Here is a 23,445-nt window from a genome sequence, read left to right on the forward strand (position 1 = left end):
TATTCTCCTTAATATTTAGTTTAACTCATATATAAGCTAACAAAATACATTTTAATACTTTTATTTCGTTTTGTCAATATAAAAACTAACGACTCTTAATCGTCGTTAGTTCCTAAGTCCATTTGATAAAGCTTACGGAAGTCTTCATTGTGTTCAAAAAGGTATTCCGGTTGATCATCAAGCTTGATTTTACCTTTTTCTAAAAAGATAACACGATCCATGTGTTGTACACCCAACAGATGGTGAGTGATAAAGATAATCGTTTTGTTTTTTAAGCGCTCAAAGAAGAGACGCAACAGTTGATTTTCGGTAATCGGGTCTAGCGAAACCGTCGGTTCATCCAAGATAACCATATCGACATCGGACAGCAAAATACGTGCTAAGGCTAAACGCTGGCGTTCCCCCCCTGAGAAACGTAGTCCTGCTTCATCCACGACCTCGTTGAGTTGATCAGGCAGGGAAGCCACCATTTTTTTCAAGCCTACAAGCTCTAAAGCATTCCAAATTTCTTCGTCACTGGCATCAAGCCGAGCCAAGCTAAGATTGGAACGGATGCTGGCATTGAAAATATATGGGCTTTGGTTAATGACACCAATCTTTTCTTCAACATTATTGGCATAAGCTGGTGCAATTCCGGACAAATCCAAAGTCCCTTGCTGTGCAATAAAATCCCCACGAATAAGGCTTGCTAAGGTTGATTTACCTACTCCTGAGCGACCTAAAATCGCGACATGCTCTCCTTTTTTGATATGGAGATTTAAATCATCAAAGATAAGCTTATCATCAAAAGCAAAACTTAAGTTAGAAATTTGTAAGTCTGTCTCCGTAATCGTTTCTTGTCGCACATCTTCCTTAACATCAGGTAAATCATTGAGACGCTGAACAGAATCACCATAACGTTGTGTCTCAACAACAGCGTCAGACAAAGGTGCAAAGGCATCAAACAAAGGAAAGGCAGCTAGAGAAACAGCAGCAATGTAGTTCGGTGCATCTCCCGTATTTAAGGTTGAACCTGACCAAACAATCAGATAGACTACAAGTAAAGCAAAGATGAGCTGCAACACAAGGTTACGTTTCCGTACATAACTCAGTAATTTTTCTTGAATCTGACGTGCTGCTTTTTCTGAGGTTTGATAATCAAGCAAGAAATCTTCTTTTCTGCCTGATAAAACCCAGTCTTGCAAACCTAAAACATCATCTGTCAAGTCTGAAAAGAGTTGATTCCGGTAATTTTTCAAATCTCGGTCATATTTGGCTGACACTTTGAGTGATACGTAAGGAAGCACAATAACCATCAAGCCTAAGAAAAAGGCAACCACAAGAGCCAGGGTTAACGAGAAAACGCCTGAAGCGATGATGAGAGCTACAGATAAAGAACCCACAATCATCAAAGGGAAAAGAGTCCGTAAGAACAAGTCTTGAATATTCGCTATATCTTCATTAAGCAAACCAAGAAGGTCACCTAATTTGTAGCGTTCAGACAAACCAATCGCCGATTTTTCCAATCGAAGATAAAGCTTACGACGAAGATTACTGGTGATGCGTAAAATCCAGTTGTGGGATGTTAAGCGTTCAATATAGCGCACCACAGGCCGTGAAATACCAAAGACACGTACCATCAGAACAGGCACATAGATAATCAAAATGTTTTCGGGTTTAGTTGCTGATTTTGAAATCACGTAGCCCGCTGAAAACATAAGCAGGCCAGCGCAAAACATCGTTATTGTTCCTAAAATAATCGCAAGAATCATTCCGAAACGATATTTACGCAGAAAAGGTGTGATCCAATCATTATTGAAAAGAATCTTCTTCATTTTTTCTCCATTGTTTTTACAATCATGCTGTTTAACCTCTCATCTCACGCAAGAGCTCTTGATAGTATGTATTAGTCGTTAAGAGTTCTTTATGTGAACCTGCGGCTTCGAGCTTACCTTCATTGAGGACGAGAATTAAGTCCATCTGAGGCAGCCAATGCAAGCGGTGAGTCGCCAAAAAGACGAGCTTGTCCTCAAAGAGTGGCAGAATGTTTTCCTTTATCTCCAGTTCCGTTTCTACATCAAGGTGCGCCGTTGGCTCGTCAAGGAAAAGAATATTTCTTTCTTGAGAGAGAAATGCTCGTGTGAGTGCCACACGTTGCATTTGCCCCCCAGATAAGGTACGACCTCCTGCACCAATATTTGCATCCAACCCGATTTCTTCTAGCAAGTTTTTCAAACCGGCAAGTTCAGCTGCATGAATGATGGCTTCATCTGTAGCTTCTGGCTGATAAAAGGCTAAATTAGCACGTAAAGTTCCTGCAAAAATATAAGTGTTTTGAGGGATAAATTGTAAAGACTGGCGGAATTTTTCATCGTTAAGTGAGGTCAGCTGAAATTCATTGAGCTGGATTTCGCCCGCACTGGGCTTAAGAAACCCTGAAAGCATACTTAACAATGTCGATTTACCTGACCCCGATTCGCCGACAATGGCTACCTTGGTAAAGCCTTGCAGTTCCAAATTGATATCTGAGACACCACGTCCTGTTTCAAAAACTTTACTCAAATTATGGAGCTTCAGTTGTGACTGCTCTGTCCACCGGATAGGCTCTGGTAAAAGTTCAGTTAGATAATCTTCTGTTTGCAACACTTCATTAACACTGGCGTAAGCATTTTTACCATTTAGCGTTGCATGGTAGTCCGAGGAAAAGTCACGCAAAGGCAAGAAATATTCCGGAGCTAAAATCAAAGCAGCCAGGGCTGGGAACAAGAGAATGGCGCCGTTCATAAGACGTAGTCCTAAGAACAAAGCCACCGTAGCCACAGACAAGGTTGCAAAGAAGTCAAGTGCAAAGGTCGATAGAATTGCGACACGTAACGTAGCCATTGTTGCTTTACGGAAACGTTCTGACGTTTGATAAATGGAATTGGCATATGTTTTTGATAAGCCAAAATATTTTAAGGTCGAAATCCCGCGGAGCGAATCTAAGAAGTGATTGGATAAAAGTTGGAAACTCTTATACTGTCTGTCTGCCTGCCCTTGTGCAGCATATCCCAACAAAATCATGAAGATTATGGCAAAGGGAAAGGCAATCGCCAATACAATCGCCGTCTGCAAATCCAAAAAGGCAATCGCAATCAGCAAGAGAATTGGTATAATCATCATGTTCAAAACTTTAGAAAGCACCAATTTGATATAAGTTTCGACCTCATCAATACCAGAAATAACTGTCGATGTCAGATTTCCTGTTCCCATTTCACGTGAGACGGAAGGTCCAAGTTTAAAAGCTTTTTCAAGAATCTGTCCACGCATATCTGCTGCTAAACGGTAAGAAACCTTATCAAGCATATATTGACGTAAAAAGTTTACTACTTCTCGCCCAAAAAAGCTCAGGAAAAAGCCAATAATATAGATCAGAACCTGCATGAGTTCTTGACCTTGCCACAATCCTGTTATCGCTTGAGACAGAAATAAAGCCTGTCCTAAAATACAAAGCGCTTGAAGTAGGGCGAGCCCTCCAAGAGCGGGAAGAATCTTACGTACTCCTGGAAGAGTAAATAGAGTTCTGTCAATCATTTTTTAATTACCTATTCTTATTCATATGATAACTTTTATTATAACAAAATATGAGTATCAAGCCTTTGAAACTGCTTATAAATTCATGCTCTTCTTCACTTTTGTCTAATAAAAAATTCCTTTAAAAAAGGAATTTTAGAATCAATTATTCACTGATACGTTTTCTGAAAATGTAGTAAGTCCACGCCATATAAGCAAGCACAAATGGCAAGATTGCTATTGTGATGTAGGACATGGTTGTCAAAGTATAGTGTGTTGAGCTTGCATCCTTAATCAAGATACTGTAAGCCGGATTTTCAGCAATCATTACACGTGGGAACAACCCTTGGAAAAGTAAAGCAACCAATGCAAGGAAAGTCAAACCAGAAGATAAGAATGCTGACATTTCACGTTTTTTAGCAACCGAAACATGTGCAAAAACAGTCAAGAGAACGATAACGGCTAACAAGCCAATTGTTAAAGCTGCATGTTTTTCAATGAAATCTGTCTTCATAGCAATCAAGAGAGCAAAGACAACTTCACCTGCATAAAGCACAAAGTAAAGTTTGTTTGCAAGGTCATTCGCACGTTTGCGCATGTTTCCTTCTGTCTTCAAAGCAATGTAGTTCAAACCATGCAAGAAACTCATCAAAGCTACAGCAACACCACCAACAAGCGAAAGTGGGTTTACATATGTTGTGAAGCTGGCATAAATATCACCGCGTGCATCCATCGGAACACCTTGAATCATGCTGGTAAACATAAGCCCAAACAAGAAAGGAATAAAGAAGCTTGTCACTCCTAAAATTATTTCCCAGCCACGCTCTACTTTTTCTGATTCGCTACGGTGACGGAACTCAAAGGTTACCCCACGTAAAATCAAGCAGGCGAGTATTAATAATAAGATATTATAATAGCCAGAGAAAAGGGAAGCATACCAATAAGGGAAGCTGGCAAACATGGCACCGCCGGCTGTCAAGAGCCATACTTCGTTCATATCCCAGAAAGGACCGATTGTAGCAATTGCTTGGTTGACTTCACGTTTATTGCGTGCCAAAGCCAAAACGCTCATTCCTACACCAAAGTCGAAGCCTTCGAGGAAGAAGAATCCCCCAAAGAGCACTGCAATTAAGATAAACCAAAATAATTGTAATCCGCTCATTTCAAAGCCTCCTCTTCTTTTTCTTCTGATTTAGAATGCTTGTCTTTCCCAAGATTATGGCTACTGAATGGATCTAAATCAACATAAGCTGTTTCTGCCTTATGCGCACTGTCACGCATAATACGGCGTGTCAAGATAATCATGATTGTACCTAAGACACAGAAAAGAAGGAAGTAAACGATATTTGAGAAGAGCAAACTTCCTACTGAAACGTTAGGTGAAACAGAGTCTTTGATGGTAAAGAGTCCATATACAGTCCATGGATAACGTCCCAGCTCAGTTACCAACCAACCAGAAGTGATGGCAAGGAATGGTAAGAACATTGACCAACCATAAAGACGCATCATTCCAGGTTTTTCATACATCCAAGGTTTCTTACGGCGTGTCCAGAAGAGCCCAAGAGCTGAAATTAACATGAAGTACATGCTCAAACCAGCCATAATACGGAATGTATAGAAGAGAACTGTAACTGGTGGATAGTAATTCAGATGATCACCATATTTAGCTTCCAGTTCCTTGTTGATTTGATTCATCCCCTCAACTGAACCTGAAGGACGGTGGTAGGTCAAGATTGACAGCACGTACGGTATGCGCACACCGAAAACAGACTTATGATCAGCTTCGTTAAAGAAAGCAATCATGTCCCAAGCTGCTGGGTCCTCTGTTGTTTCATAAACACCCTCTGTCGCTGAGAATTTCATCGGTTGAGTGTTTTTAACTTCCAACATTTGTTGGTCACCAGCCACGAAGTTCCCCATCGCACCGATCAAAGCAACTAAGAGTCCTAAACGCAAAGCTGGTTTAAAGAAATCAGCTTCACGTTTTTTAAGGATTTGGAATGCAGAGATACCGGCAACCGCAAATCCACCAGTTAAGAATGACCCTGTGATAACGTGGGTAAATTCTAAGGTTGTTTGTGGGTTTGTCAATAAAGCTGAGAAACTGGTCAATGTTGCACGACCATCAATAACTTCATAGCCCACTGGATTTTGCATGAAGCTGTTCGCTGCCAAAATCCAAAGTGAAGAAAGCCAAGTTCCAACCATAACTAAGCCAAGTGCCGCCAAGTGCAACTTTTTGCCTATACGGTCCCAACCAAACATCCAAACACCCAAGAATGTTGATTCCATAAAGAATGCAAGCAGTGCTTCTACAGCAAGTGGTGCTCCAAAGATATCACCGACAAATCGTGAATAGTCTGACCAGTTCATCCCAAATTGGAATTCCTGAATAATACCAGTCACGACTCCGACGGCAAAAGATAATAGCATGATTGCACCAAAGAATTTGGTACGTGTTTTCCATTTCTCATCGCCCGTTTTAACATACAATGCTTCCATAATAAAGGTCATCAATGTTAACCCTATCGAAAGGGGAACAAAGAAAAAGTGGAAGATTGTGGTCATGCCAAACTGGAAACGCGCGAGAGTTTCAATTGTCAACATAAAGCCTCCTATTGCTCGAATAAAGGTAAAAGTACACAATTTTCGAGACTAACAAAAAATTAATTACAATTCATTGTAACACTATGAAAGCGTATCGAAAAGGAATTTGTTTATAAATTTAAGATTCTGATACATTTCTTATACAGCATCATCTTTAGTGTTCAAATTGACACGAAAAAACACTGCTTTTGACAGCAGTATTTCTTTTTAAATCTTATTTTCTACTTTGATTATCTTAAAATCCTGCCCTGATTTTGCTGGAAGGATAAGTTCATCAAGACAGTCCGCCAGTCGCTCAGTGAAAGAAACTTTTTGCAGAAAATGAATTTCTTTAAATGTTAGCTTGACTTCTGCATCTGTTGGATTAATAACGTAGACAAAAGCTTCGCAATCTGTGTAGCGTAAAATTCCTAACACATCTCCTTGGAAAAACGTAGTAAATTTTCCTTGAATGAGTGTCTTTTCTGAATGACGCTTGGCAATCCACTGATGATACAAATCATAAGTCAGCTCATGGATATTATCCCACGGGAAATATTTTCTGTTTTTTGGATCCTTACGGCCGGTTAGCCCAGCTTCATCACCATAATAGACACAAGGTACACCAGGAAGACTAAAGAGCATTCCTACAGCCAAATCATTTGCTTCATCACCGACCATCGTCAAGATACGTTCCGTGTCGTGTGTACCAAGGTTATTAAAATTATTATAAAAAATATCGTGCGGATAGTTTTCACTCAAAACCAGCATTTGATAGGCAAGCTCTTGAGCAGTTTTAGTCATTGTAAGATAAGCAATAATTAAGTCACGAAAGGGATAATTCATCACGGCTTGCAAACTGTCACCCAAAATATAGTTACGTCGTTGCCCATAGGAAATCTTATTAGAGGCATCTTCCCAAACTTCACCGATAAGAATCGTCTCTGGATAGCGAGACAAATTTTTGCGGATGCCCCGAATAAAACTGTCTGGAAGTTCATCCGCCACATCCAAACGCCAGCCATCTATGCCAAACTGATTCCACTTGGCTAAGACCGAATGTGTATCCCCATAGATAAAATCCCGAAATGAAGGGTTGTCTTTATCCACTTCTGGAAGATCTTTAATCCCCCACCATGATTTATAATTCATCGGATATTCTGTAAATTTAAACCAATCCATGTAACGACTGTCCGGATTTTTAGCTGCACCTACATCGCTTCCATATTGACCCGAGAGATTAAAATAGCGTGAGTCCTTACCCACATGGGAAAAAACACCATCCAGAACGATACGCATATTTTCTGTGTGAAGAACTTCCACTAATTCTTGAAAATCTTCTTCTGTTCCTAGCATGCTATCTATTTGCAGATAGTCATTGGTATCATAACGATGATTGCTGGTTGCTGAAAAAATAGGATTAAGATAAAGTGCAGTTATCCCCAGTTCTTTCAGGTAAGGTATCTTTTCGATAATGCCGCGAATATTGCCACCAAAGAAATCCCACCGTACAACGTCACCTGTTTCATCCTTGACATAAAGCGGCGTGTCTTCTTTAGTCGCATAAATGAAGGAATTAGGTTTGGGATGATTAATTTTACCTTCTGGATTGCCATTATGAAAACGATCCGGAAATATTTGATAAAAGACGGCTTCCCGATACCATGCTGGTGCGACATCCTTTGAGGAGAAAATAGTGGCTTGATAGGGGCGTACATCATTTTCATTCATATAAAGTACGCCTTCACCACCAAGACCGCTACAGCCATAGTAAAACTTTTTGATGCCCCAATCCGTTGATTCACTGATTTCGAAATAATAGTAGTAAAGCCCTTGCCCAACATCGAACTTGACGGAAGCACTAAAAATTCCTCCCTCTAACTTTTGCATATCAAACTCCGAGCGGGCACCGAAGTCACGTCGAATGATAAACTTGGCAGTAACATTTTCCTTGTCGATTTGCAGATTTACCTTCATAATCTGCCCCACTTGAATTGCCCCGAAAGGTTGTTTGAAGTCTGCATCCCAAGAATTATAATAATACATTTTTACCCTCCCTTCATTTGTTTGCGTGATATGCTCGCTTCTATGCGTAAAAAAGGAAAGAGTATTTTTCTTTCCTTTTTACTGGCACAGTTTTACAGCTTTACTCACTTTTTTCTTTAATAAACCAAATATCTTCGGCATACTGGCGTATAGTACGGTCAGAGGAGAAAATACCGGAAGTCCCAATGTTCATCAAACTTGCCTGTGCCCAAGCTTTAGGCTCACGATAAAGTGCTTCAAGTTCCTTCTGAGCGCGGACATAATCATTAAAATCGCGCAATAAGAAATATTCATCATTAAAGGCTGTGAGTGAATCAAATATTTCAGGCCCTTCATTCGTAATATTAGGAATGGTTCCGTCAATGAAAGCGTTGAGTATACGATGTACTACTGGATTTTGTTCGTAAATATCACGCGCATTGTAGTTGCCATTTTTGTAGTACTCATAAACTTTATCTTTGGTTAACCCAAAGATGAAGATATTTTCATCTCCACAAGCTTCTTTAATCTCAATATTTGCCCCGTCTAAGGTCGCCATTGTGAGAGCACCATTGAGCATAAACTTCATATTTGAAGTGCCTGAGGCTTCTTTTGATGCTAATGAGATTTGTTCCCCCACATCTGCTGCTGGAATGATACTTTCGGCAAGACTCACATTGTAGTTTTCCATAAAGATTACTTTGATTCGATCCTCAACTATTGGATCTGAATTAATCATATCAGCTATTTCATTGATCGCTTTGATAATGCTTTTGGCATAATGATAACCGGGCGCAGCTTTTGCACCAAAAATAAAGACACGTGGAACCATTTCTAAGTCCGGCTGATCTTTGATATCAAAATAGAGTTTTAGGATGTGAAGCAAATTTAAAAGTTGGCGTTTATAAGCATGCAGCCGCTTGACCTGTACATCGAAAATCGCTTCAGGATTTACTTCAACACCATTTTTTTCTTTAATTAACACAGCTAAGTCTTTTTTATTTTGAAGCTTGACTGCTAAAAGTTCTTTTAGCGTTGCTTCATCCTCATAAAAAGCCTTTAACGCCTCCAGTTTTGTCAAATCGTGACGCCATGCTTTGCCAATCTTTTCATCAATCAAGTTTGCCAAGCCTTCGTTGGCAATTTGGAGCCAACGTCGATCTGCTATACCGTTGGTTTTATTATTAAAACGCTCTGGGTATAATTTATAAAAGTCATGTAGCTCTACATCTTTAAGAATATCCGAGTGTAATTTAGCCACACCATTTGTCGAGTGCGAACCAATAATCGCCAAGCTCGCCATATGAATTTGCCCATCTTTCACGATACTCGTTTTTTGTACTAATTCTGCACCTACACGTGGTGTCAATTCTTCTGTCCGTCGACGGTCAATTTCTTTGATGATCTGATAAAGCCTTGGTAAAAGCATCTGTACCATATCTTCTGGCCATTTTTCTAAGGCTTCCGACAGGATTGTGTGATTGGTATAACTCATTACCTTGACGGTAATTTCCCAGGCTTGTTTCCATGACAGACCATTCTCATCGAGGAGGAGACGCATGAACTCCGGGACGCAAAGCGCAGGATGCGTATCGTTGATATGCACCGCTACATAGTCTGCAATCTGCGTCAATGGTGCTTCATTATTGACCTTATAATGTCGCAGGATTCTTTGAAGCCCTGCGGATACAAAGAAATATTCCTGTTTAAGGCGAAGCAAGCGGCCATCGTAATTCGAATCATCAGGATATAGCTCAGCAGAGAGCATTGAGGTTTGGTGCATATATTCCATGTTTTGAAACTTCACATCCAAATCTTGTGGCACTTCAGAATGCCACAGACACATATTGTTTACGCGCGTATTCTCAAAGCCAACGATGGGCGTATCGTAAGGTATGGCTAACACACGCTCTTGATTACGATAACGCGGGATGAGATGGCCTGATTCATCTTCTTCTAGCCAAGCTTCACCACCAAAAGTAACTTCGATGGCCTTATCTGCACGCCTCACCTCCCAAGGATTCACATTATTAAGCCACGAATCTGGCAACTCTACTTGATAACCATCAATTACTTTTTGTTTGAAGAGGCCATAACGGTAGCGTATCCCATTACCATTCACCGGCAAACCTGTAGAAGCTGCCGAATCCATAAAACAACTTGCCAAACGGCCCAAGCCACCATTACCGATGGCCATATCTGGCTCTATTTGGGCGACCTTTTCCAAATCAATGCCCAAATCTGCTAAACCTTCGCGAACCGTTGCTAGAATACCCAGATTAAGAAGGTTGCTTTTCAGCAGTTTCCCAGGTAAAAATTCTATAGAAAAATAATAGGTCTGCTTCTGTTGCACTTCATCTTTATACTGATTATCAGCTTGCCAAATCTGTGTATAATATTGCTTTACAACAGATGATAAAGTTGCAAAGGTTTCTGTGACTCCTGCTTTACTTACATCAGTAGCAAACTTGGACGTCAACCTTTTTTCAAAGTCTTTTTTAAATTGCGTTTTTGAAAGCTTCAATATATCTTACTCCGCTTTTTGATTTCTATTCCTACTTTAGGAAAGGTTTTCTGAGAGACAAACACGCTTTCTTTAGATTATTTCTTGATAAAGATGAATGTATTGCTCAGCCTTTGTCTTCCACGAAAAATCTTGCTTCATCGCACGAACTCTCAACTTCTGAATAATATCTGGTTCACTCGCATATAGATTTAATGCTTGATTAATGGTATTCACTAAAACTTGTCCCGTAAAATCCACAAAGCCAAATCCTGTTCCTTCGGCTGTATAAGGATTATAAGGTTGAACTGTATCTTTGAGCCCACCAATTTCATGGACTATGGGAAGAGTACCGTAACGCATGGCAATCATTTGCGAAAGGCCACAAGGCTCAAATGCCGAGGGCATCAGGAAGAAATCGCTGGCTGCATAGATTTCCTGAGCGAGCTTCAAGTCAAAGCTAATGATTGCCGCACATTTATCAGGATATTTTTCTGAAAAGTGGCGGAAACCTTGCTCAATATCCGTATAGCCTGTTCCTAATATAACGACTTGTACATCTTGACTTAAAATGTCATCCATGCGCTCCAAAACAAGATCAAAACCTTTTTGAGTGGTCAAGCGACTGACAATACCTATCAAGGGCTTATCTACGGCTTTAGGAAGACCTACACGTTCTTGTAAAGCCTGTTTCATTTTGGCTTTACCCTTCAAGTCAGAGCTTGAAAAATGATGTTCAATCCGTTTATCTGTGGCTGGATTATAAACATCATAGTCAATACCATTGACAATACCGACAAGCTTATCAGAGACATACCTTAAGATCGGATCTAAACCACAGCCAAACTCAGGTGTTTGAATTTCCTGAGCATATGTCGGCGAAACAGTATTGACACGATCCGCATAGAGGATCCCTGTTTTGAGACTGTTAAGCATATCATTGTGACGTACGACACCTTCATGATAACGCTCCATACCCATACCAAAAAGTTCTGACAAAGCTGAACCTTGCATAATTCCTTGAAACTCAGTATTGTGGATAGTCAGTACTGTTTTTATATTACGATAAGCATTAATCCATTGATATTTTTCTTTCAAGAGAAAAGGCAACATAGCTGTATGGCAATCATTGACATGAAGAATATCAGGAATAAAGGCTAAGCGTTCCATCAGTTGCGCAATAGCCAAGCAGAAAAAGGCCCAACGTTCTCCATCATCACCATAACCATAAATTTCATCACGACCAAAATAATTCTCGTTGTCTAGGAAATAATAAGTGATTTTATCCTGAGTTAAACGCTTCACACCGACATATTCGTGACGCCAGCCGACATTAACATAATCCCAAAATTCATCTTTTATTTGGGTTTTATAGTGCTCAGCGATACCATATTTATAGTAAGGTAAGATGACAGCCACCTGCATATCGGGATTTTTGGCAAGTTCTTTAGGAAGGGCACCTGTGACATCTCCTAAACCACCTGTCTTAAAAAATGGCGCACACTCACTTGATGCAAATAATACTTTCATGTTTTCTCCTTATTTTCCTGGGATTATTGACTCCTCTTGCCATTAAAGGACTACTTTTGGATAATGTCTTCCGTCACAACCGTATGTTTCGGAATGACCACAGGATGTTCTGGTGTTCCTTCAACTTTCACACCATTTTCAATAATTACATGCTTATCCACAATCGCATAGGCCACTTTAGCATCGCTTCTAATTTCACTATCGGTAAAGACCATCGCTTTTTCGACTGAGGCATTTTTTTCAATTTTCGAACGACGTGAAATTAAAGAATCTGATACATGACCCTCGATAACACAGCCTGAGCTCAGTTGACTATTTGTGACATTGCTGTCTCGTGAAAAGTAAGTCGGCACTTCATTGTTGATTTTCGTCCGCACTGGATGATTACCATAGAGCAAAGCCGTAAAATTACTTGGCTCAAGCATCAACATATTAGCATCATAGTAAGACTTGATACTCTTTATATTGCTCATATAACCTGTGTATTCATAAGTATTAATGTCAAATTCTGCTAAATATTTACGTAAAAGGCGTGAACTGGAGGCATATTCCCCTTCTTCTTGCATTCTTTGTAGAAAGTCAATCAGCCATTCTGTGTCGACAATAAACATATTTAAACTGAGCGCTTCTTTGTCCTGCACATCCGTAAGTTGGGAGAGAAAACTACTTGAGGCTTTATTATGTTCGTCAAAGCGAATAATGGTATCTGAAGCTTCTGCTACATCTGGTGCAACTTTCTTATAGACTGCGGTGATTGGCTTTTCAGAAGTTTTGTGAATTTTTAAAACAGCTGTTAGGTCAACATTACAGATAAATTTACTGTCTAGCAAAACGGTATAAGCTGCTTTTGCTTTCCGTAAAAAATTAATCTGTTGATTGAAATAAGGCAAACCTTGCTCTTTAAGACGTTGAAAATCTTGCTGAATATAGACAAAATAGCGATTCTTAAAACTATCAAGTCCCCATTCGCTTCCTGCACCCATATGATCAAAGATGGACTGTGTTTCTCCTTGATTAGCTGTCATAAAGATGGAACTCACATGGGCATTTGCTAAAGATGATAAAGGAAAATCAATCAAGCGGTATTTACATTCAAAGGGCAATGTCGCAATCGGACGTTGATCAATCAGAGGAGAGAGTTCTTCATTGCGTGTGACATTCGACAAGATTGCACAAATTTTATTTTCAGTCTTCATTTTCTTCCCCTCTTACTTCTCCGTATCCAATAACAGCGATGTCACCTGGTTTTCCAATAATTTCAACATTGTCGCCAATTTTGGCCTTCTCACCAAGAATAGCATATTTGATGGTTACATTTTTTCCGATATGTGCACCAGACATAACAAAGCTTTTTTCGATTGTACTTCCTTCTTGAACATGAACATTCTGAGATAAGATCGAATCAGTAACTTCTCCATCCACGTAACAACCGTCGCCAATCAAAGCAGCTTTCACATTGGCATTTCTTGTTAAATACTGCGGTGCAGAACTATCATTACGAGAATAGATACGCCATTCCTTATCTTTAATATCCAATTCATTTCCTAAGTCTAGGAATTCCATGCTGGATTCATGAAGACTATCAATCGTACCCACATCTTTCCAATAGCCCTTGAAACGATAAGCAAAGACATTTTCACCAGAATCAATATATGCCGGAATAACATTACCGCCAAAATCCTCCATGTCCACGCCTTTAGCATAACCTGTCACCAAGACATCTCGAAGTCGTTTCCAGTTAAAAATATAAATCCCCATCGATGCAAGATTAGACTTAGGCTCAGCCGGTTTTTCTTCAAACTCAATAATACGGTCATTATCGTCTGTATTCATAATACCAAAGCGACTCGCTTCCTCAATAGGGACTTCCATGACTGAAACCGTCAAACTCGCATCATTTTCCTTGTGGCTCGCTAACATCGCTTCGTAATCCATCTTATAGATGTGATCCCCGGACAAGACTAGGATATACTCCGGATCTTTTTTGTCAATATAAGCCATATTTTGATAGATAGCGTGTGCTGTGCCTTCAAAATACTTACTTCCTTCAGTTGAAGAGTAAGGTTGCAGAATTGTTACATCACTGTTTACCCCGTTTAAGCCCCAAGGCGCACCATTTCCAATATGTTCATTGAGCACTAAAGGCTCATACTGTGTAATAACTCCGACATTTTTAACATTTGAATTCACACAGTTAGATAGGGCGAAATCGATAATTCTGTATCGTCCGCCAAACGGTACTGCCGGTTTTGCGACATCCTTTGTCAACTTACCGAGACGTGTACCTTGCCCACCGGCAAGTATTAGACCAAGCATTTCTATTCCCATAATAGACCTCCACTTTATATGTAGCATTAGAAATTTTTAATTAACTTAATGTAATTTTATATAATTAAAATATAAAAGTCAAATATTTTTAATGTAAAACTCATTTTACTGCTATTATTACATTGGAGAAACGTGCGCACCATTAATAGAGCTTGTTCTAGTGCCTTTATTTCCCCCAAAGAATTGAATCTCACTCTAACTTTTAACTTTTCTTTTGTATGTATAAGAATTAAAAAATAAACTTTTTCTCATTTTACCTCAACTAGGAGAAAAGTTATTTTACAAACATTTCATCTCGTTATGAATTATAAAATTCTGAAAATTCGCAATAAAAAATTTTGACACTTCTACTTCACTAGAAACGCTTTTATATCTTGGTATTTTCACATACTTTTATTATAGTATTTTACTATAAAATTTGCTAATATTAATATTAAATATCGAAAAAAGACACAGAAACGTAAATTTTCTGTGTCTTTTATTTTATTTTTTAATTAAATTAGTCAACATACCGTTGATAAACTTACTTGATTTTTCATCACTGAAATCTTTAGCCAGTTCGATCGACTCATCAATAGCAACCAAATCCGGAGTTTCAGTAAAGAGGATTTCATAAGCACCTAAACGAAGTAAAGCTTGCTCCACTGTGGTTAAGCGCGAGAAAGTCCAACCTTTTGCTAAATGCTCAGATAAGGCAGCATCAAGAATATTTTGTTTGTCTAAGATGCCATCGACCAATTCTGTAAAATAAGCTGGTGCTTCTACGGGTTCATCTGTATTGTTATCATAATTCAAAGCAAAAGTTTTAGCTTGGACTAAGATGTCTTTAGAAGCTGTGGCAAATTTTGGCTCAGTCATCGCCAAAATTTCAGCAACTTCATTTTGAACAGTTAAAGGCTTGAATAATTCAACTGTAATCTTTTCACGAACACTTGCATGAACATCAGAGAAAACTCGGTTGAAAACTTCTAATTTTTGCTCTGGTGTTTCTGATCTAAAACTTGCACGCAAGAAATCACGAACACGAACCGCAATATTTTCTTCTTCAAGCTCAATATTGAAAAGGCGTACCAAGTTCAGATTCATAAAAACATCTTTGTACAAATCAATAGCTTCTTGATCCGTCATACGTTTCGTATAACCACCAAAATCACGAATAAAACTCAAAGCTTTGTAAACAGCAGTTTTTTCACGATTTGGAATATCTAAAATTTCATAAATCTTATCAATTTCTTTTAATGGTTTTGTGAAAAAGCGTGGAAAATCACGCACTGTGATACGTTCATCTTTATAGGCAACATCAAAACGAATCGGTTTTGCCAATTCACGATTAATCTTTTCGACATTATTTTTAAACTCTGTCAAAACTGTTTCTGACATTGCTTTTCTGATTTCGTATTCAAAAAGAGTTTGCACAGTGCGCTGACGAATGCTATGTTGCGTTAGCTTGTTAGGCATCAAAGAAACCCTCATCAAACAAATCGTCAAAGCTTGGTTTTGGTAATTTTTCAGGAACGATACCTACTACGTGGATGTTCACATCATCAATTACGATTTCTGTTGCTTGTTCAACTGCTTCTTTCACTTCTTTTTGAATATTCATGGCTACTTGTGGTACGTTAATACCAAAAGCCAAGTAAACATAGATATTGACAACAACTTTGTCGTCTTTACTTTCGATATAAACACCACGGCCTTCTGATTTTTTGCCGAGGCTATCTGAAAAATGCTTATTACGTAATGCATAAACACCATCGATTTTTGCAGTTGTGATACCGATAATTACTTCAAGAACTTCCGGTGCAATAACGATTTCACCAAGTTCTTCAGTATGAACAGTTGTATCTGCCATATTTCTCTCCTCTATCTTTTCTTTTGTTTCTCCGTGGAGCAAGGCTTTTATAACTCCTCAACTTGTGTGAGGGCTAGCCAAAACGGCTTATGCACGTTTAAGGTATTCACCTGTTTGTGTATTGATTTCAAGTTTTGTTCCTGCTTCAACAAAGTCAGGGACATTGACAACCAAGCCTGTTTCCATTGTTGCTGGTTTACCTGACCCTGTTACTGTTGCACCTTTGATAGAAGGTTGAGTTTCAGCGACTTCAAGTACGACAGTCGTTGGCAATTGAAGCCCGATTACTTCTGTACCGTAAAATTGGATTTTTACATCTGTATTTTCAAGAACATAGAGTAATTCTTCTTTAACTTGTTCAACAGGAATTTCATATTGATCATATGTTTCGTTGTTCATGAAGAAAGCTGTATCGTCCATTTGGTAAAGATATTGTGCAGCTACTGTATCAATCACAGCTTGTTCAAATTTGTCTTCTGGACGGTATGTATCGTCAAATGTAGAGCCTGAACGCACATCACGCAATTTCATACGCATGATTGTGTTACCTTTACCTGGTTTGTGGTGACTTGCTTCCATAACACGGAGGAGTTTGTCTCCGTTCAAAAATGTCATTCCGGCTTTGAGGTCTTTTGCTGCTACCATAATTATATATATCTCCTAGTGAATATTCTATTTACCGCCCAAAGAGGCAGCTTTTAACAATTCATTTTAGCACAAATTCACCCTTTTTTCAAATGTCTGTTTGTTTCCTTCAGACAAAATTTAGAGCAAATGAAGCTCTTGAAGCAAGAATTCAAATTAAAGAACGAGAAGTTCTTTCGGCGATTGGGTCAGTACCTGACAGCCCTCCTCAGTAATAAGCAAATCGTCTTCTATCCTTACACCACCAAAGTCAGGAATATAGATTCCTGGTTCATCCGTAACGACCATATTGGACTTGAGTGCTCCTTTTGCTTTAGCACCAAAGTAAGGAATTTCATGTACATCTAAGCCTAAACCATGACCAATCCCATGTGTAAAGTATTCTCCATACGAGGCTGCTTCAATGACATCGCGTGGCACTTTGTCAAAGTCAGCAAGAGACATGCCTTCTTTTGCTTCGGTGATCAGAGCTTCATTTGCTTGACGTACTGTCTGATAGATTTCACGCATCTTCGGACTTGCTTCGCCAACAAAGACTGTTCTTGTCATGTCACTTGCATAATGATTGTAATAACAGCCGAAATCAATGGTTACATGATCCCCAAACTCAATCATTTTATGGGTTGCTACGCCATGTGGCAAACTGCTGCGTTTTCCTGAAGCAACGATTGTGTCAAAAGAGATGCCACTTGCGCCCATTTCTCGCATTTTAAAGTCAAGAAAATTAGCGACTTCTATTTCTGTTCTGCCTGGCTCGATATATCTCAATACAGCTTCAAAGGCCTTATCCGCAATTTGACAAGCTTTCTTAATTGTGGCGATTTCATCCGCATCTTTGATTTGGCGCAACTCAGCTACAAAGTTTGTCGTAGGAACAAGCTTTGCCTTCTTTAATTTTTCCGCTAATACACGATAAAATGCAAAATCAACTGTATCTTCAAAAGCAATAGTTTGAAGGTCTTCAGCAAGGGCAGCAATTTCAGATAAGGCATCACGTGTCTGGATAATTTCAAACCCCGTAATCAATTGGCGTGCAATTCCAATATAACGGTCATCCGTCATAAAGTAGGAATGCTCTGCTGTCATGAAAATCGTGCCAGCTGTACCCGAAAAACCTGTCAGATAGTAGATATTTTTCATATCAGTAAGGATTAAGCCATCTAAATTTTCTCGCGCTATTTTTTCTTTTAAGTTACTGATTCTCATTGATTTCTCCTTTTTAATTGGGATGTTTTCTTCTATTATAACAAAGTCTGAACTATAATATTGAATCTTTATCTAAAGAAAAAAGAACTCCTAAAAGCAGAAGTTCTTTCCTTTATTCTGATTCCGCCAACAACTTTTTGGCATCCGTAAGTGTCTCAATAAAACGGTCTGCTTGTTCTTGATTAATACCGAAATAGTTATCCTTAACCGCCCAAACAGTGGCTCCAGCCGCCTTACCAGCCATAATACCATAATGCGAATCTTCAATAATCAGGGTTTCTGAAGGTTCTACACCAAGCTTTTCCATAGCAGCCAGATAAATAGCTGGATTAGGTTTAGACTGCTCAAACTCGTCCTGCCCTGACAAGAAAAACTCAAAATACTGGCGTAAATCATGCGTATCCAAGACTTCAGCAATCTCATGACGACGAGAGCTTGAAGCTACGGCCATTTTATACCCCTTTTCTGAAAAGGTCTTCAAGGCGTCCGTAACACCAGGTAAAAGTAGCTCCTTATAAGGAATCGGAAATTGTGCATCGTAATCTAAGAAATCTTGGTGCACTTGCGCTGCACGCGCCTCTGTAAACTCATCACGTAATACTTTTGGCCACATGTCTTTCAAAACACTACCGACAAAATCTTTTGGTGTTAAATGGCTAGCATCAATACCACTTTCAACGAAAAAGTTATCTAAAACCTTAGAGTGAAAACGTTCTGAATCTACCAAAACACCGTCCATATCAAATACAATTGCTTTAAATTTCATAGCTTTATTATAGCATAAGTAAGCGGTTATTTTTTATATTAGATATAATGATTGGAAATACTTGGAGAAAGAAAATACACCAAAATATTAATTTTCAGTATTTTTTATTAAACAGTGGACGGAATCAGTAGAAAAGCAGTTCTAACCTGGATAAGAAGCTTTCTTTCGATAAGATATCTCCTTGATTTCTCTATTAACCAATATGTTATAATTGCTGTGTAGAAGTTTAGTAGACGGTGGTTCTTGAAAGGTGGTGAGGCTTATGAATGTAAGTGCAAAATCCAACAGAAAGGAGCATACTTATTGATTAATGTAGCACTATTAGTAACTGCAGTTTGTAGTTTACTTATTAGCTGGCTCACATTTATCGTTTTGTTGATTGAAACAATCACAAAAAAATAAGAACCGTCTAGCTTTGGAGAGTTAACGGTTCTTAGATTTTTAATTCTGCCACCGACTTTTAATCGGCTACATTGGACTTGTTGGAAGCAAGTCCTTTTTATTTACCTTTATTATAACATCAAAATAATGTGATATCAAGAAGAGTACATCTCATTGAAGCGAAAAGTATTTCCTATTTCCTTACTCTAATTTACATTATTGTTACATATTTATGTATATATGCATAAAAAAATAAAGCTTCACTTTTAAAGCTTTATTTTGGGGGATATTAATGTGTTATATACGTACCATCACTCCTCCGCCTTCCCATCAGAACCAAGCACTTGAATTTTTTGTTTCACAAGTTCTTTGACTGCTTGTTTAGCTGCGGAGTTGTATTTTTTCGGATCTACGACTTTTTCATCTTCGGAGATGTAGGATTTGATAGCATTTGTGAAAACAGCGCGGAGTTCAGTGGCATAGTTAACTTTAGCAATGCCCATAGCAACAGCTTTTGAAACATCTTCGTCAGGGATTCCTGACGTGCCGTGAAGGACCAATGGTACATCACCCGTTTTCGCTTTGACAGCCTCTAAGATATCATATTGTAACTTTGGCTCTGCTTTGTAAAAGCCGTGTGAGTTGCCGATGCCAATAGCTAAAAAGTCAACATTTGTAGCTTTGACAAATTTTTCAGCTTCTTCTGGATCGGTAAAAGCTACCGTCTCTGCATTATTGCCATCTTCTTTGCCACCAACAATACCTAGTTCAGCTTCTACTGGAATACCCATCGAATGTGCCATCTTGACCACTTCTTCGGTTATTGCGACATTTTCTTCAAATGGTTTTTTCGAAGCATCAATCATTACCGAGGTATAACCTGTACGCAAGCAACGTGCTACGCGTTCAAAATCATCCCCATGATCAAGATGCATCACTACAGGCACTGAAACCTTGTCTGCTGCTGCTTTAACCATATGGTAGAACATTTCTGGGGGTGTCGTATTGAGCGTACCCGAAGTTGTTTGGACAATGACGGGGGCATTCATCTCTTGCGCTGCTTCTACGATTGCTTCCGCCATTTCCATATTTTCTGCATTAAAGGCACCAATGGCATAGCCATTTTTAAATGCCTTTTCTATCATTTCTTTACTTTTTACAAGTACCATTTTTCTCCTCTTCGCGTCTTTGTTTTATATTTTTTCTACTTTGAGTTGGTCAAACAAAGCTTGATAATTTGTCCGATTAATATGACCTGTCTTCGCCTCCTGCGCATTGAGCATGCCACATACATTAGCACCTTTCAAGGTATTCTCAACCGTTTCATTCTGGCTTATCCCATAAACAAGTCCAGCAACAGTCGCATCACCGGATCCGACAGGATTTACTACATCTATTTTGGGGATTTTCACACGATAAAAGTCATTGGAAACTTTAGCAAACGCGCCTTCTTTTCCAAGAGAAACCACAATCCACTCAATACCGTCAAAAAGCCTATCCTGTAAACTTTCTTTGATATTTTCTAAGGTGACTTCCTTCCCTAACAAATCCGTCAACTCTTCCAAGTTGGGTTTGATTACACTTGGCTTATGTGGGTTTTTAAGCACTGCTTCAAGTGCGCGCCCCGAACAATCCAAAACAACTGTTTTCTCCTGCTTGTTGGCAATTGCGATAAGGTCAGAATAGAAAGTTTCCTGTAAGCCATCAGGCAGAGAACCTGAAATGGCAATTGCTTCAACTTCAGCTAACATTGCTTTAAAATTGTCAATAAACTCTTCTGCTTCTTCCCTTAAAATCCGTGGTCCTTTTTCTAAAATCTCGGTCTGTTGTCCTTCGTGTAAAATCGCAATACAGTTGCGTGTCTTTCCAGAAATCTTAGTAAATCGACTATCAATACCTTCACTTTTTAAGTTCTCGACAATCTCCGCACCTAAGATATCGTCAGCAAATCCTGTCGCCAAGACATCTGCACCTAGTTCTTTCAGCACATGTGATACATTAAGCCCTTTACCACCAGCCGTTTTACCAACCTGTGCTACTCGATTGACCGTATTTAAGTGAAAGGCTTCCAATGGATAAGAAATATCGATAGCAGGATTGAGTGTGACTGTTAAAATACTCATGGTTTACTGCTCTCCTATTTTTCCAGAGGATGGATAATCACACCTTTTACGACACGGTTCACTGTGCCGGATGCTGAAGGTGTATCAGGCGTGTTTTTCACCAAAATTGAAGCATTCAAGGCAATGACATGAGCAAATGCAAATGCTGGGAAGACAAGATAGGCTTCTTTAAGCTCTGGCGCTTCCTTATACGTAAAACCTTCAGTAAGATTTTGTCCGATGACGACTGTTCGCTGAGCAATTGCATCACCGGCAACCTCTTTGTAGAGATCCAAATCATATTGACGTGTATAAGCGTTATTGGCAGCAAAGACGAAAACGACAGTATTTTCATTAATGAAAGATTTAGGTCCATGACGGAAGCCCATCGAGCTGTCAAACATGGTTGCTATTTTTCCTGCTGTTAATTCCAAAACCTTGAGTTGAGCTTCACGTACAAAACCTGAAAGTGTACTTGAGCCCACGTAAACCATACGGTCTGTATCGTCATTTAGAAAACTTACAATTTCCGTTTCTCGCTGAAAAACATCTGCAGCTAAATCCGCGGCAATGCTGACCTGCTTTTCTTTATCCGAAAGTTCTTCTGTTGAAAAAATAAGCGTTGATAAAAGCGTCATTGAACTGCATGAGCCCGTCATTGCAAAACCTTTATCGTTAGACTCATCTGGTAAGATACAAGTCAACGCATTTTCCATGGTGAGGGCTTGCTGAGCGAGCTTGCCTTCTTTAGCGCAAGTAATTACCAACTGATAACTGTCTTGGACTAGCTCTTCTACAATATTGACTGCTGCAACAGATTCAGGGGAGTTTCCGCTACGTGCAAATGAAACCAACAAGGTCGGTGTATTCTGCTCCAACGTAGCTTGTGGGGCTGCTACGATATCCGTTGTTCCGATTGATTCAAAACGGAAATGTTCCGTATCTCCCAGCTCAATTAAACTTTTAAGTACGGTGTCACCCACATACTGCGAGCTACCTGCCCCAGTGAAAATAACTCGGATAAAGCCATGTTTTTCGATAAGTGTTGCTAAGAAAGCATCAATCTCTGTTTTTCTTTCTGCGTATTCTGCGAAAACCTTGCGCCATAAGTCTGGCTGCCCTAAAGTTTCTTTAACGGTGATAGCCGCACCTAGTTCTTTGAGTCGTTCTTCTGGTAATTGAAGCATATTATTCCCTCGATTTCTATTTTTCTTTAAGCTTATGATATCTATTATAAGGTGATAACCATAGGAAAATTTTCCAAATGGCACTTTACCAAAACGGAAATTTTTCCTGATTTCAAGGGAATGTTTCAATGTTCCATAGAATTATTTCGTCACATCATGAAAAGCCAAGAAGTTCCAGTACTTCAGTTAAATGCTCAACATGTCTGTCTGCCTGACTCTGGTCACTATCAAATCGTTGATCTCTAATCGCCCAAACGGTTGCTCCCACTGCTTTTCCCGCTGCAATACCATTGGGTGAATCTTCAATGACAAGCACATCAGATGCTCTGGCATTCAACTGCTTCATGGCAGACAAATAAACGGCAGGATGGGGCTTAGACTCTGGAAAATCTTCGCCAGATGAAATAACCTCAAAATATTTACGAAGATTATGTGTATCAAGAACTTCTGCAATTTCATCGTGTGACGAACTTGTCGCTAAACCAATCTTTAGTTTTGTTTCAGAAAAGCGTTGCAGGACAACTTTCACATCAGGAAACAGCATTTCCTCGATGGGAAAATGGCTACTCTTTTTATAGGTGAAGAACTCTTTTTGTAACCTTGCCGCACCTTTCTTATCAAAATCTTCTCCCAAAATGAACGGCCACAAGTCTCTCAGAGGGCGACCTAAAAGCTCACGCCGATTTAGATGTGCTATCGGAATGCCCTTTTTATCGAAAAAGGCATCAAATACTTGGGCATAATGATACTCCGTATCGATTAAAACACCGTCCATATCAAAGATAATCGTATTAAAGCTCATC

At 39.2% G+C, this 23,445-nt stretch carries 18 protein-coding genes; all 18 read right to left on the reverse strand.

The genetic code is table 11. The features are described 5' to 3' along the window. Positions 1–95: 95 nt before the first annotated feature. The 18 genes from cydC to lgb_RS07280 all read right to left on the reverse strand — a co-directional run bounded on the left by cydC (position 96) and on the right by lgb_RS07280 (position 23,444). Positions 96–1,814: a thiol reductant ABC exporter subunit CydC gene (gene cydC / locus lgb_RS07195; RefSeq protein ID WP_019294285.1), complete on the reverse strand. Its 1,719-nt coding sequence runs from the start codon at positions 1,812–1,814 to the stop codon at positions 96–98. A 31-nt stretch (positions 1,815–1,845) separates the two neighbouring features. Next, complete coding sequence (gene cydD / locus lgb_RS07200) at positions 1,846–3,552, reverse strand: thiol reductant ABC exporter subunit CydD (RefSeq protein ID WP_019294286.1); 1,707 nt, start codon at positions 3,550–3,552, stop codon at positions 1,846–1,848. 145 nt (positions 3,553–3,697) lie between these two features. Further along, positions 3,698–4,693, reverse strand: coding sequence for a cytochrome d ubiquinol oxidase subunit II (gene cydB, locus lgb_RS07205; protein WP_019294287.1), 996 nt, complete (start codon positions 4,691–4,693; stop codon positions 3,698–3,700). After that, positions 4,690–6,138: a cytochrome ubiquinol oxidase subunit I gene (locus lgb_RS07210; RefSeq protein WP_019291587.1), complete on the reverse strand. Its 1,449-nt coding sequence runs from the start codon at positions 6,136–6,138 to the stop codon at positions 4,690–4,692. The genes cydB and lgb_RS07210 overlap by 4 nt, the downstream gene beginning before the upstream one ends. Before the next feature lie 207 nt (positions 6,139–6,345). Then, positions 6,346–8,163 (reverse strand): glycoside hydrolase family 13 protein, encoded by a 1,818-nt coding sequence (locus lgb_RS07215; RefSeq protein WP_019294289.1) that lies wholly within the window; start codon positions 8,161–8,163, stop codon positions 6,346–6,348. A gap of 100 nt (positions 8,164–8,263) precedes the next feature. Beyond that, entirely contained in the window at positions 8,264–10,666 is a 2,403-nt protein-coding gene (locus lgb_RS07220) for a glycogen/starch/alpha-glucan phosphorylase (RefSeq protein ID WP_019294290.1), read from the reverse strand. A 72-nt stretch (positions 10,667–10,738) separates the two neighbouring features. Next, complete coding sequence (gene glgA / locus lgb_RS07225; RefSeq protein ID WP_249663190.1) at positions 10,739–12,175, reverse strand: glycogen synthase GlgA; 1,437 nt, start codon at positions 12,173–12,175, stop codon at positions 10,739–10,741. Positions 12,176–12,225: 50 nt separating this feature from the next. Then, complete coding sequence (gene glgD, locus lgb_RS07230; RefSeq protein ID WP_019294292.1) at positions 12,226–13,371, reverse strand: glucose-1-phosphate adenylyltransferase subunit GlgD; 1,146 nt, start codon at positions 13,369–13,371, stop codon at positions 12,226–12,228. Then, complete coding sequence (locus lgb_RS07235) at positions 13,361–14,503, reverse strand: glucose-1-phosphate adenylyltransferase (RefSeq protein WP_019294293.1); 1,143 nt, start codon at positions 14,501–14,503, stop codon at positions 13,361–13,363. Before lgb_RS07235 ends, glgD begins: the two co-directional genes overlap by 11 nt. A 483-nt stretch (positions 14,504–14,986) precedes the next feature. Then, positions 14,987–15,961: a transcription antitermination factor NusB gene (gene nusB / locus lgb_RS07240; protein WP_019294294.1), complete on the reverse strand. Its 975-nt coding sequence runs from the start codon at positions 15,959–15,961 to the stop codon at positions 14,987–14,989. After that, on the reverse strand, positions 15,954–16,355 hold the full coding sequence (locus lgb_RS07245) for an Asp23/Gls24 family envelope stress response protein (RefSeq protein WP_019294295.1): 402 nt from the start codon (positions 16,353–16,355) through the stop codon (positions 15,954–15,956). The genes nusB and lgb_RS07245 overlap by 8 nt, the downstream gene beginning before the upstream one ends. Positions 16,356–16,442: 87 nt before the next feature. Next, a complete protein-coding gene (gene efp / locus lgb_RS07250) occupies positions 16,443–17,000 on the reverse strand; it encodes an elongation factor P (RefSeq protein ID WP_003132984.1) in 558 nt (185 codons plus the stop codon). A 156-nt stretch (positions 17,001–17,156) separates the two neighbouring features. Next, a complete protein-coding gene (locus tag lgb_RS07255; protein ID WP_249663191.1) occupies positions 17,157–18,206 on the reverse strand; it encodes a M24 family metallopeptidase in 1,050 nt (349 codons plus the stop codon). A gap of 112 nt (positions 18,207–18,318) precedes the next feature. Further along, positions 18,319–18,972 carry an HAD family hydrolase gene (locus lgb_RS07260; protein WP_019294297.1) on the reverse strand — a complete coding sequence of 218 codons (654 nt, stop codon included), beginning with the start codon at positions 18,970–18,972 and terminating at the stop codon, positions 18,319–18,321. A 692-nt stretch (positions 18,973–19,664) separates the two neighbouring features. Next, complete coding sequence (gene fba / locus lgb_RS07265; protein WP_019294298.1) at positions 19,665–20,522, reverse strand: class II fructose-1,6-bisphosphate aldolase; 858 nt, start codon at positions 20,520–20,522, stop codon at positions 19,665–19,667. A gap of 24 nt (positions 20,523–20,546) precedes the next feature. After that, positions 20,547–21,476 (reverse strand): tagatose-6-phosphate kinase, encoded by a 930-nt coding sequence (gene lacC / locus lgb_RS07270; RefSeq protein WP_242810688.1) that lies wholly within the window; start codon positions 21,474–21,476, stop codon positions 20,547–20,549. Between the two features lie 14 nt (positions 21,477–21,490). Beyond that, positions 21,491–22,642 carry an SIS domain-containing protein gene (locus lgb_RS07275; protein WP_019294300.1) on the reverse strand — a complete coding sequence of 384 codons (1,152 nt, stop codon included), beginning with the start codon at positions 22,640–22,642 and terminating at the stop codon, positions 21,491–21,493. 154 nt (positions 22,643–22,796) lie between these two features. Continuing rightward, positions 22,797–23,444 (reverse strand): HAD family hydrolase, encoded by a 648-nt coding sequence (locus tag lgb_RS07280; protein ID WP_019294301.1) that lies wholly within the window; start codon positions 23,442–23,444, stop codon positions 22,797–22,799. Between the last annotated feature and the right edge of the window lies 1 nt (position 23,445).

Source organism: Lactococcus petauri (assembly GCF_023499275.1).
GTDB lineage: Bacteria > Bacillota > Bacilli > Lactobacillales > Streptococcaceae > Lactococcus > Lactococcus petauri.